This is a genomic window from Bartonella sp. AA86SXKL, assembly GCF_042196885.1.
On the sequence record NZ_JBHIRE010000001.1, the window covers coordinates 264,144 to 276,764 of the forward strand.

At 38.1% G+C, this 12,621-nt stretch carries 9 protein-coding genes; 6 read left to right on the forward strand and 3 right to left on the reverse strand.

Features of this window, described 5'->3' with window-relative positions; all coding sequences use genetic code 11:
• Positions 1-28 precede the first annotated feature (28 nt).
• From argH to ACFIO5_RS01015, 5 genes are all read left to right on the forward strand, one after another.
• Positions 29-1,429 (forward strand): argininosuccinate lyase, encoded by a 1,401-nt coding sequence (gene argH, locus ACFIO5_RS00995; RefSeq protein ID WP_375633603.1) that lies wholly within the window; start codon positions 29-31, stop codon positions 1,427-1,429.
• 51 nt (positions 1,430-1,480) lie between these two features.
• The gene (gene lptM / locus ACFIO5_RS01000; protein ID WP_375618333.1) at positions 1,481-1,660 is read left to right on the forward strand and encodes an LPS translocon maturation chaperone LptM; all 180 of its coding nucleotides are present in this window, start codon (positions 1,481-1,483) and stop codon (positions 1,658-1,660) included.
• An 8-nt stretch (positions 1,661-1,668) separates the two neighbouring features.
• On the forward strand, positions 1,669-2,949 hold the full coding sequence (gene lysA, locus ACFIO5_RS01005) for a diaminopimelate decarboxylase (RefSeq protein ID WP_375634328.1): 1,281 nt from the start codon (positions 1,669-1,671) through the stop codon (positions 2,947-2,949).
• Positions 2,950-3,075: 126 nt separating this feature from the next.
• Complete coding sequence (locus ACFIO5_RS01010; protein WP_375676947.1) at positions 3,076-5,505, forward strand: TIGR02302 family protein; 2,430 nt, start codon at positions 3,076-3,078, stop codon at positions 5,503-5,505.
• Between the two features lie 222 nt (positions 5,506-5,727).
• The gene (locus ACFIO5_RS01015; protein ID WP_375632423.1) at positions 5,728-6,498 is read left to right on the forward strand and encodes a class I SAM-dependent methyltransferase; all 771 of its coding nucleotides are present in this window, start codon (positions 5,728-5,730) and stop codon (positions 6,496-6,498) included.
• A 912-nt stretch (positions 6,499-7,410) separates the two neighbouring features.
• Here the strand turns inward: ACFIO5_RS01015 and ACFIO5_RS01020 are convergent.
• The 3 genes from ACFIO5_RS01020 to tsaD form a co-directional block, all read right to left on the reverse strand.
• Positions 7,411-8,091: a response regulator transcription factor gene (locus ACFIO5_RS01020; protein WP_375633600.1), complete on the reverse strand. Its 681-nt coding sequence runs from the start codon at positions 8,089-8,091 to the stop codon at positions 7,411-7,413.
• A 906-nt stretch (positions 8,092-8,997) separates the two neighbouring features.
• Positions 8,998-9,432 (reverse strand): EVE domain-containing protein, encoded by a 435-nt coding sequence (locus ACFIO5_RS01025; RefSeq protein ID WP_375634332.1) that lies wholly within the window; start codon positions 9,430-9,432, stop codon positions 8,998-9,000.
• 596 nt (positions 9,433-10,028) lie between these two features.
• Positions 10,029-11,123, reverse strand: a complete 1,095-nt coding sequence (gene tsaD, locus ACFIO5_RS01030; RefSeq protein WP_375671992.1) for a tRNA (adenosine(37)-N6)-threonylcarbamoyltransferase complex transferase subunit TsaD — start codon at positions 11,121-11,123, stop codon at positions 10,029-10,031.
• Positions 11,124-11,431: 308 nt separating this feature from the next.
• Between tsaD and ACFIO5_RS01035 the strand changes: the two genes are divergently transcribed.
• Positions 11,432-12,616, forward strand: coding sequence for a COG4223 family protein (locus tag ACFIO5_RS01035; RefSeq protein WP_375671991.1), 1,185 nt, complete (start codon positions 11,432-11,434; stop codon positions 12,614-12,616).
• Positions 12,617-12,621 lie beyond the last annotated feature (5 nt).

A 12,621-nucleotide genomic window follows, 5' to 3' on the forward strand; every position in this document is an offset into this window, starting at 1 on the left:
TTGTCCTTTGGATGGGTGTTTTCAGAATATGACAGATGAGAAGTTAAAGAACCAAATGTGGGGTGGTCGGTTTGCGGCAGGTCCTGCTGCAATTATGGAAGAAATTAATGCCTCTATTGATTTTGATCAAAAACTTTATCGACAAGATATTGAAGGTTCTCTTTCTCATGCAGCTATGTTAGCGCAAACGAAAATCATTTCACAATCAGATTATGAAAAAATTGTTCATGGTTTGAAACTTATTCGCCAAGAAATTGAAGACGGTAAATTTGTTTTTTCACGAAAGCTTGAAGATATTCATATGAATATTGAAGCGCGGTTGAGTGCGTTGATTGGTCCTGCAGCAGGACGTTTGCATACGGCGCGTTCACGCAATGATCAAGTTGCTGTTGATTTTCGCTTGTGGGTACGTGAAGCAACGCAAAAAATAGCACAAGCTTTAAAAGGATTGATAGAGCAATTACTTATTCGCGCAGAACAACATGTTGATACCTTTATGCCAGGCTTTACGCATTTACAATTGGCTCAACCCGTAACATTGGGTCATTATATGATGGCTTATGTTGAAATGTTTGGTCGAGATTTATCGCGGATGCGTGATGCTGTTGAGCGAATGAATGAATCGCCTTTAGGGGCGGCTGCTTTAGCGGGGACAGGCTTTCCAATTGACCGTTTTATGACAGCAAAAGCGCTAGGCTTTCGGGAACCTACACGCAATTCAATTGATAGTGTTTCAGATCGTGACTTTGCATTGGAATTTTTAAGCGCTGGCGCTCTTTGTGCAACACATCTTTCGCGATTGGCGGAAGAAATTGTTCTTTGGTCAAGTGCACAGTTTTGTTTTATTCATTTATCAGATGCTTTTTCAACAGGGTCTTCCATTATGCCACAAAAGAGAAATCCTGATGCGGCAGAGTTAGTACGAGCGAAAGCAGGTCGATTGAATGGTGCACTTATGGGATTGTTAACGGTGATGAAAGGATTACCGCTTGCTTATTCAAAGGATATGCAAGAAGATAAGGAATATGTGTTTGATGGGGCTTTGAGTTTGGAATTATCACTAGCAGCAATGACAGGGATGATTGCTGATTTGAAAGTGAGTAAAAAAGCCATGAAACAAGCAGCGGATTTAGGGTATGCAACAGCTACAGATTTTGCGGATTGGCTTGTACGCAATTTAGGGATTCCTTTTCGCAAAGCACATCACATCACAGGGTGTGCTGTGGCATTGGCAGAAAAAAAACAGTGTCGCCTTCATGATTTATCATTAGATGAACTTCAAGCAATTTGTCCTGATATCAATGCGACACTTTTTGATGTTTTGACCGTTGAAAAATCTGTTGAAAGTCGTAAAAGCTTTGGAGGAACAGCGCCTTCAGAGGTTCTTCGGCAAATTGCGTATTGGAAAAAGCGTCTCGTGAGCGCTTGAGTGATTGTATTTTAAAGGTAAAAAAGAAATCGAGATGAGGAAAGAGGACAAATGAAAATTATATTAAAGGGGTTGGTGATTGTCCTTTTGGGGGGCTTGGGTATTGTTGGGTGTGGGCGTAAAGGGTCATTAGAGTTACCTCCTTCAACAGGAGTGAATTCTTCACAAGGAACTTTTGTTTCTCAAGGCAAAACAGATAAACCTTTTATTCTTGATCGGTTAATACAATAGGAATTTTTATGCGTTTTTTTTCTTATCATCAGGGTGTGCTTCACGCTGAAGGTCTTTCTCTTTTGGAACTTGCGCGGGAAGTTGGAACACCTTTCTATTGTTATTCAGCTAGCGCAATCGTTGCACATTTTAAAGATTATCAGAATGCATTTCATGATATGCCGAGTTTAATTGCTTATGCGGTTAAAGCGAATTCCAATCAAGCAGTTTTACAACTTTTAGCTAACAATGGAGCGGGAGCTGATGTGGTCTCAGAAGGGGAATTACGGCGTGCACTTGCTGTTGGTATTCCTGCGCAGAATATTGTTTATTCTGGTGTTGGTAAAACAGTGAGAGAAATAGATTTTGCTCTTGCACAAGATATTTATTGTTTTAACGTTGAATCAGAGCCAGAACTTGAACAATTATCGGCGCGGGCTGCTGCGCTTTCAAAAACGGCTCGTATTTCTTTACGCATTAATCCTGATGTGGATGCTAAGACTCACAAGAAAATTACAACAGGTAAGTCTGAGAATAAATTTGGTATTCCACTGTCTTTGGCGGGTGATGCATATAAAAAAGCAGCCCAATTGCCCGGTCTTCATGTGTGTGGTGTTGATCTCCATATTGGCAGTCAAATTTGTGATTTAAAACCGTTTGAAGATGCATTTGTTATTGTTGCAGATTTTGTGCGTCAATTATGGAATAATGGTTATGCGATAACCCATATCGATATTGGGGGTGGGCTTGGTATTCCTTATGGTTATGAGCAGCATCCAGTACCTTCTCCTTTTGAGTATGCAGCACTGGTAAAGAAACATATTGCGCCTTTAGGGATCAATATTATCCTAGAACCTGGGCGTAGTATTGTTGGTGAAGCCGGTGTATTGGTAACATCGGTTGTGTATTTAAAAAAGGGGGAAGGACGAAATTTTGTTATTGTTGATGCGGCGATGAATGATTTCATGCGTCCAACGCTTTATGATGCGTGGCAAAATGTAATGCCAGTGAAAAAAACACCAGTAGATGCCCCTCTGATTAATGCTGATATTGTTGGTCCTATTTGTGAAACTGGTGATTATTTAGGCTTGGAACGTTCTTTACCAGTGTTGAAAGCGGGTGATGTTTTGATGTTAACAGGAGCAGGGGCTTATGGCGCAGTGATGGCAAGCACTTATAATAGTCGACTTTTGGTGCCGGAAGTTCTGGTTCAGGATACGCGTTATGCAGTCATTCGTCCACGCCTTGATTATGCACAATTGATAGGCTGTGATCATATTCCAGATTGGATTGAGCCCAAATTAGATTGAGCATTATTAAATATTTTGGGTCTTATTTTTACTAAACTTTGATGAAACAATTTATTTTCTAGAAATTGTTTTGTATGGGGTTTATGATCTTAATGCACCACGATAAAAGGGGATAAATGCTTGTTTATGAAAAATAAAAACATCAAAGGTTTTGCAATGAAGCTTTTGTGTGTGCGCATTTTGATGTGGGGGATCCTTTCATTTGAACGGATGTGGGTACGGTTGTTGCCATTTTTCCTCGTTCTTAGTCTCTTTTGTTCGTTTAGCTGGTTGGGACTTTTTGGTATTTGGGGCTATTGGTCACATTTGCTCTTACTTGGGGTTATACTTATTTGTGCTGGGGCGAGTTTATTTTTTCTTATTCGTTTTCGGTTTCCCACAATGCGGGAAGTAAATTGCCGCCTTGAACGCGTCAATGATCTTAGACATCAGCCTTTGAATATTCAGACAGATCGTTTATGTTCTGAAAATGATGAAGATTTTAGTGCTGTTATTTGGCGTGAACATCAACGCCGAATGGCAAAGCAATTATACCATTTAAAAACGGGATTTATCTCTCTTAATAGTGCGGATTATGATCCTTTGGCTTTGAGGGCTTTGTGTGCTCTTCTTTTTGTGTGCGCTTTTAGTTTTTCTTTTGGTTCACAAGGGGGGCGTTTGGCTGATGCCTTTGATTTTCGTCCTGTCGTTGATGAAAAACTCATGCGGATTGATGCTTGGGTAACACCACCTGCTTATACCGGTGTGGCACCGATTTATTTGACAAAAGATGAGAAAACACAACTAGAAATCCCTGAAGGGAGTAATGTTGTTGTGCGTGTTGTCAATGGGGCTGGCATTACAGTAAAAGCAAAATCTGTAGAAGATGGGAGGGAAGTTTCGTTTTCAGAGAAAACGGAACAAACAGCTTTGAATGATCCAATTGTTCATTTTGAAACACATTTAAAGCATTCAATAAATTTATTTGTATCATCACGTCGTAAAAAACAGCAATGGCACTTGCAGATAATTAAGGACACGCTTCCAACAATTCATTGGTTGGAAAAACCAGGGAGGATTTTAACAGGATCATTGGAGTTACGATATGTGGTGGATGATGATTATGGTGTGACAAAGGCTTTTGTTGAAATAGAGCCTTTTCTTCCTCAGAATAAAAGTGCTTCTTCTCTTTATAATGCTCCGGAAATAGAGCTTCTTCTTCCGCGTGGTGGAAAGGGGAAAATGCGAATGGTGCAGGATATATCAGCGCATCCATGGGCGGGTTCGCAAGTCAAAATTACTTTGGTGGCAGAAGATGGTGCGGGGCAGAAAGGGCGTAGCAAAACTTTTGTTATGATATTACCACAGTGTGTTTTTTCGAATCCTGTTGCACGCGCAGTGGTTGAACTGCGTCGTTTATTAGCTCTTAATCCTTTAGCGCGAGAGCGGGTACTTGATATGCTTTCTGCTTTGCTTGTGCGTCCAGAAAAGGGGTTGCAAAATGCATCGCATTTTATTGTTCTACAAAGTGCGTGGACAAGACTTTCTTTAGCACAAACAGACGAGGATTTGCGCGATGTGGTGGATTATTTATGGCAAATTGCTTTGGGTATTGAAGGCAATCAACTTGAATCCGTGCAAAAAAAGTTAAAACAAGCACAAGCTGCTTTACGTGATGCATTGCGTTACGGTGCTTCAGCGGCAGAAATTGAACGGCTTATGGCAGATTTACGTCAAGCTATGGATGAGTATATTCGTGCTTTGGCTGAAAAAGCACCGGATAGTCAAGTTTCTAAAAATTCTAAAAGCTCAAAAAGTCCTAATCTTTCTGAAGCTACATTACAAGAAAAGCTAAATTTAATTGAGGAAATGGCTAAAACAGGCTCTTCTTTAGCAGCTGAACAACTCTTGGCGGAAGTTGAACAGACGCTTGATCATTTGCATGTGCAAAAAGGCAATCAAAATGAGGGAGAAAAAAGCCAATCTGCACAAATGAAAGAAAAGATGGACCAGCTTGGAGATTTAATGCGTCGTCAGCAAGAAATTCTCAATGAAACACATCAGTTAGAGATGGAACAAAAACGCGGAGAAAATATACCGGAAACACAAAAAAAATCTTTAAAAAAACGTCAAGCTGAATTGCAATCTGAATTATCAACATTAGAAAAAGAATTATCAGAACGAGGATTTGAAACAGGGGGCGCATTGAAAAGGGCAGAAGAAAAAATGAATTCTGCGGAAAATGCGCTTGATAATGGAAATCATCAGGTATCTATACAAAATCAGTCTGATGCTTTGGAATCTTTGAGGCAAGGTGCACAAAATGTTTTGAAAAAAATGCGCGAAACACTTAAAGAAACGGGAGATGAGCAAAATGCTGATTCTGGTCCTAAAGATCCGTTAGGACGTCCACTTTCTTCAAAAACAGATGAAGAACAAGAAGGCGAGGCACTACCACAAGAAAGTGATCAAATGCGTACGCGGCAGATTTTGGATGAAATTCGCAAACGTCTTGGTAAAGAGCATCTTTCAGAAGAAGAAAAAAACTATCTTGAAAGATTGCTTCATTTTAATTAACCAGTGTTGGTTTTTTTCTTAATTGATGTCAAAAACAGTGTATGAAGAATCTCTATGGGGTTTATCTCCAAAAAAATGATTAAAGTGCTTGTAAGGCAATAATCATCCTGTTGTACTGATTTTTTAATCATTTAAGTTTAAAATATGCAATATTGAAATGTTCGCTATTGCGGAAAAAAAGCAGAAGTCCATATAGGTTTGGTATATGAAAATCTGTAATGTTTGAAATTTGTTTCTACATGGTATGTTGAGTTGGATATCGTTACGCTGAAAGATTTTTATGCTTCTGCACTTGGACTACGTGTGCAAAAGACGCTGTGTGACCAATTGAATTTATGGTGGCCTGATCTTACGGATAAACGGATTATGGGATTGGGTTATGCACTTCCTTATCTTTCTACATTGCGTGAACGTGCCCAACAATGTTTTGCTTTTATGCCTGCTGCTCAGGGTGTTTCGCCTTGGCCTTGTTCTGAGCAAGTTGCTACAGCGCTTGTTTTTGAAGAAGATTTGCCGCTTCCTGATGCGTCAGTTGACTGTATTTTATTAGTACATGCATTAGAATATACAGAAAATTCATTTGAAACGTTGAATGAAATATGGCGTGTTTTAGCACCTAATGGCCACTTGATCGTTATTGTACCTAATCGCTCTGGCTTTTGGGCGCGCAATATTACTACACCCTTTGGTTATGGCGAACCCTATAGTCGGCAACAAATTACTCGTTTGTTCGAAAAAACAAATTTTGTTTCTGGGCCAATACAAGAAATTGTACACTATATGCCCTCTACGGGGTATTTTTCGCGGTTGTTCTCATTTTTTTACGAGCCATTTGCTCGCTATCTTTTGCCTTATTTTGGTGGACTCTTAATGTGTCAGGCACAAAAACGTGTTTATCAGGGTTTGCTCGTACAGCGTCGTCAGTCGCGACGTATTTTTATTCCTGCTTTATCGCCACAGACAAGAAATATTTTAATTTATAAAGATAATTAATCATTTTGTCATTGTCATAAGAACCGCAAGTATAGAAGGATTCTCTTATTTCAATTTTTTGCATTTACAGTTTAAAAATATTCTTTTGTACATTAATATGTGGAATTGGTATGTGAATAAAAATCTCAAGTATCTATATACCGAACCATATTTCATGAATAGTGGAAACATTTTAAAAGAAAAAAATACTGGTATCTTCGTAAAAATAGCAGAGATCCAAGGGATCTTGCATAATATGGTTTATGGTGGTTAAAAACTGTACAAGGAAGGATTAAAATGCTTCTTATGAACCATCTCAAGTATCAAGGGCTCCTCTGCAACATCTAGATCTAACATAAGTGTGTGATGGTGCTGGCTTATTCTTTTATAAACGTAAAGATGGTGGTGCTCAGTGGCTTTATCGTTAGGATAAACATTTAGCGTTATATCATTAATTATATAACCTCTTAAGAGGAGATAAAATCATAAAGAATAGAAGAAAATTATAAAGATAAAAAACATCTCTCAATTTAGGCTAGTGAATGTGAGATAAAGCAGTGCGTGGAGCGGTTTTTCTGAAAAAATAATCATAAATAGCACTCATCTAAAGATGATAGTTATGATCAAGAATGTTGCTAAAAGATATCACGATTATTTATATGCGAAACATATTAAAAACTTTAGAAAGAACAAAAGCATGTGAAACAGAAGTTACAAAGTATATCGTGAGGGTTGAAAGCATTTTTGTTTTTGGTTCTCATGTTGGAATATTTCGTTTTTTATTCATAATGTTATATATTTTGTCATAAGAGTACAGATAAGAGTAAGTTCTATGTATATGTAATAGCATTCGAATTATACGTGAAGTTTTTTCATCTCGTTTCTGTTTTCATTTAGGATATTAAAATTATTTTTGAAACAGAAAATCTCGAATTAAAGATTTAAACGGTAACCATTTTGATCTGTTATGAGAATTTGCGCATTGGACGGATCGTTTTCGATTTTTTGTCGCAAACGATAGATATGGGTTTCTAAAGTATGGGTGATAATATTTTCATTATATCCCCAAACTTGTTCTAACAATGTTTCACGGCTGACAATTTTATCATTGGCATGATAGAGACATTTAAGGATCGCTGCTTCTTTTTCTGTGAGACAGATTTTATTGTTGCATTGATCAAGAAGAAGTTTTTGTCTTAGTTTAAAAGTATAGGGACCAATATGAAAGGTTGCGTCTTCATTTTGTTCATATTGGCGCAACTGTGCCCGAATTCTCGCTAATAGCACCGCAAAGCGAAAGGGTTTTGTTACATAATCATTGGCGCCTGTTTCAAGATCTAAAATATTATCACAGTCTGTATCATAATTTGTTATCATGATAATGGGGGCACGAAATCCTTGGGTGCGTAATTGTTTAACGGCTTTGTAGCCATCAAGATCAGGAAGTTGAAATCCCAAAATAGTGAGATCAATATTTTCTTCTTGGATTATTCTCATTCCCGCTTCTGCTGTTTTTGCTTGGAAAATTTTAAACTCTTGATGCATTTGAAATTGTTCTACTAAAATGGGGCGTAGATCATCGTCTTCAACGATTAAAAGAGTATAGTGGTTCATGTTTTTCCTTATAGGCATGTTGATGCACTGATTGATATAGTTTCATGAAAAATGAGATTTCATGCAAGAAAAATTAAAAGAGGAAAATTAAAAAAGAACGCTTCTAAAAAATAAACTTTTATAATTTCTAATGGTTGCTTGCTGAAAAGAAGGTATTCCGTCTGCAGAGTATTTTACGTATTGGTTGGAAGCGTTTTTTATGTTCTAGAAGGTGTTTTAGCTATTGAGTGTCATCATCTTTACGCTTATGGAGAAACAAGCTGGCACTATCATTCACTTTGCCAGCTCGTGGGTGTTGCGGACAGTCCTTGGCACTTGAGACGATTCATAGGAGGAATTTTTAGTGCTTTCTTTCACGTTTTTTATCTATATGGGACTTTCTCCGCTTAGAATGTGCAAGCCAATAGCTTTTGATTGATTCAATATAAAACAGGTTGGGAATGAGAGAATCCTGCGGTATGAGGTGCACTCGTCCAACATGCAAAACAATAAACACGCAATATGATGCGTTTTTTAAGCGTGAAGAGAATTGTGCAACACTTAGCACATATGCACTGTTTAGGAGAACTTCACGATCGTTTTTATTGTTTTTATCCACGTTCAGTTTTGTTTTTTTGTTGCATTTGTGTGCGAAGGGGATTGTGTGTTATGTTCGTGGTGTTGCTTATTATAATCGTTGAGCAAGCTTTGCCTTTAGCAATGCCGAAAAGATGCATCATAAAGAGGTTTTTTGTGTAATTTGGAAGGAGACTGTATTGAGAAAGAGTGCAGGATAAAAAATGACAAAGAAAAATATCATATTTATGCATTTAGCATGAGAATACCTCAACAGAAGGATGTGTTGAGCTTATTCTTCTGCGCTATGAAGCATCTTTTTATATGAGTTAATGAATAAAAATTATTGTTTTAAGATAAAAGCATTTCCTCCTTAAGGTTGCCCATTAAACAGACTTCTTTCCATTCATCTTCTGTTACGGGTTGCACTGATAAGCGGCTGGCTTTGACCAGCACCATATTTGCTAGTTTGGGATTGGCTTTAATTTGTTTTAATGAAACAGGTGTTGGCATGTCACAAAGTGCACGGATGTCCACACATTCCCAGCGTGGATCAGAGCTTGTAGAATCAGGGTGCGCTTCAGCACATATTTCTACAATTCCTACAATTTCTAAACCTTTATTTGAATGATAAAAAAAACCTTTATCACCATATTTCATAGCGCGCATATTGTTACGGGCTTGATAATTGCGTACACCATCCCATTGTTCGCCATCAGCTCCTTTTTTCTTTTGCATCTCCCATGACCATTTATGGGGTTCAGATTTAAAAAGCCAATAAGCCATGAGTTCTCCTTTTTCATAGACTGTTATGCATTTTTATAAGCATCTTTGTAATACCATCAACGATGATTTTTAAAATGGGGTAAAGAACGACTATTATCTATTTTTTCTTGTTTCAAAATAATGTGTAGTAGAGAGACACGCTCCATTGATATTTCATGTTGTATAAAAGTATTTTGCTCTTTGCTTATCTTTTCAGCTATGGTTTGAAATGCGGTTACTATAAGAGTTTGTTGGAAAAAATTAAGAAAATTGGTTCTAAAAAGCTTTAAGATTACAATGACAATGAAACGAATAAATGATCAAAGATGATGAGGTCAACGAATGGCATTCATATCTATGCTTCGTGGGAGAGAGTAGATCTTATTATGCTGTAAAATACCGTCATTTGAAGTGTAATGATATAAGGTAGTTTTTTGAAACATGAAGTTTTTAAGAATGTGTGGTGAATATTTAGGTTTACGTGTCGATCTTTGGGTTAAGTGAATTGTGTGAGTGGGAAGCAGGTGGAATCTGCTCGATAGAGAATTCGGACTATCTATAGACCGGATTGAGTAGAAATCTTCGTTCTTTAAGATGTGTGTAGGACGTCAATTTTATTATGCTTTTGTTCCACGGCGTCCCATCCCGATCAAGGGCGGGGCTTTTTCATCTAATGGCCAGCGTGAGCGGGGTGCAATGTCAAGAGAGTTTGTTTCTCCTCGTACGAGTTTTTGTGCACCGGCAAAAGCAATCATTGCAGCATTATCGGTACACAAGGAAAGAGGAGGGGCTATAAATTCAAAACCATGTTGATGGGCAAGTTTTTGCAACGTAGAGCGAATGGCTTGGTTTGCGGCAACACCGCCTGCGACAACCAAAGCAGGAGAACGCTTTTCTTGATCATGAGAGAGAGGATATTGGTGGGCAAAGTGCTGTAGAGCGAGGTGAACGCGATCACGTACTGTATCGGTTACGGCGGCTTGAAAACTTGCGGCAATGTCAGCAATATCATTTTCTGTAAGAGGAGCTATGGCTGTTGCGGCTTGTCGAACAGCAGTTTTGAGTCCTGAAAAAGAAAAATCTAATCGTTTTTCACCTTTTAAAGGACGTGGAAGAGGGATGCGATTTTTATCACCAAATAAAGCTGCTTTTTCAAGTGCTGGTCCACCAGGATAAGGAAGACCTAAAAGTTTTGCTGTTTTATCAAAGGCTTCTCCTAATGCATCATCAATAGTGGTTCCTAAACGTTGGTAGTTGCCTACTCCATGAACAATGATTGTTTGTGTATGACCCCCTGAAACTAAAAGTAATAAATAAGGGAAGCTGACGTTGTGCGTTAACACAGCTGTTAAAGCATGTCCCTCTAAGTGATTTACCGCAATAAATGGTTTGCCAGTGGCAAGAGAGAGTGCTTTTGCGCTCATAACGCCTACCAACAATCCTCCTATCAAACCAGGTCCACTGGTGGCTGCAATGCCATCAATATCTTTTAATTTTGTGTTTGCTTCTGTTAGTGCTTGCAGAATTAAATGATCAAGAACTTCAACATGGGCACGAGCAGCAATTTCAGGAACAACACCGCCGTAAGGTGCATGGTGATCAATTTGACTCCAAACAACATTGGAAAGAATTTGGCTGTTTGATTCATTGTTATACTCAATGACAGCTGCTGCCGTTTCATCACAACTTGTTTCTATTCCCAGCAGACGCATTTTAAACAAAACCTTATATTGAAGCTTCTTTCCTGCGTGCGTACCATGAACAGAAAAAGATGCAAAGTATTTCTCTTAGAATTGATTTTTCTATGAAAAATATGTGTTTTGGCATTTTCTTTGAATTTTATGATATCATGGATTAAAAAATAAAGCTGTATTTTCGAGTATAAAATGCAAATGTTTTTTTTAAAACTTGTCTATTAAAGGCGATAATTGTAAATATTATTGAGAAAAGCTGCGTTTTTAAAACTTTTTTCATTTTATTATTTTATCATTAAAAAAAGTGTGCACGAAAAGTGACAGAGATGGTCGATTCTTCAAAACCAAAAGTTAAACCACATTATGCTGGTACGCGCCGTAAGAAACCAGTTATTGAACATGAAGCTGTTCCCCATGATTCAGAGGAAAAAATCCATAATTCTGTAGAATCTCATGCGCGAGAAAAACAGAATATGCAAGGTCAGGATAAAAGTATCTCTAGTACAACTTGGCTTTTCTTGTCCCTTTCTGGGATTTTGGGAGGATTCATTGCTTTGGGAGTTTTTATGGGGCTTCAATGGGCTGGTTTTTTTCCTTCTCCTTTTGTGGAAAATTCTGCTGGAGGAGAAAAAGCTTTGCAGATTGCTGAAGCCGCAAAAAGTCAAGGTGAAGACACAAAGGAACAATTGAGGCGGGTCTTTCAAGAAATTGATACGTTAAAAACAGAGTTTTCTTCTTTTTCATCACAACAGTTTAAAACAACGAAAAATGATGAACTATCGAAAGAAGAAAGCAAAAAAGCTTTTGCGATTTTAGAGGAAAAAGTAAAAGCTCTTGAAGAAACTGTACAAACTTTTGTTAGAAAGTCGAAAGAGATAGAGACGGCTTTGTCTGTTGGGCAGAGCAATGCAAATGATCTTGCTGCGTTAAAACAACAGTTAGAAGCACTACAGGAAGAAACTGCTGTTAAAAATAGTGAGAAAAAAGAAATAGATACCGCGCTCTTTACTGCAATTAGTTCATTAAAAAATGCTATAGAGCGTGGTGGATCTTATAATAATGAATTAAAGCTGTTGCGGCAATTATCGCCTTCGATTAATGGACTTGATGTGTTGCAAAAAACAGCTACTGTGGGTCTTCCAAGTTCAGCACAACTTTCAGTTGATTTTGCTCATGTTGCTGATGCAATTGTTGGTACGCAAAATCTTGTTGCGTCAGATGCTGGTTTTTTTGACCGAATTTTAGCGTGGATAAAAGGGCTCATTGTTTCGCGACCGATTGGAAATGTTGAAGGGACAACGCTGGGGGCTATTGCGGCACGCATGGAAGTTGCCATTCAAGCTGGTGATTACGAAAAGGCTTTGAGCGAATGGCAATCATTGCCCCAAAGTGCAAAAGATGTTTCAATGGATTTTGTTAAGCAGCTTGAAAGACATATTGCTATTCAACAGTTGTTGCAGCAATTGTTATTGTCTGTGCAACAAGGATCTTTTAAAGCAACAAAGATGTAAATAGG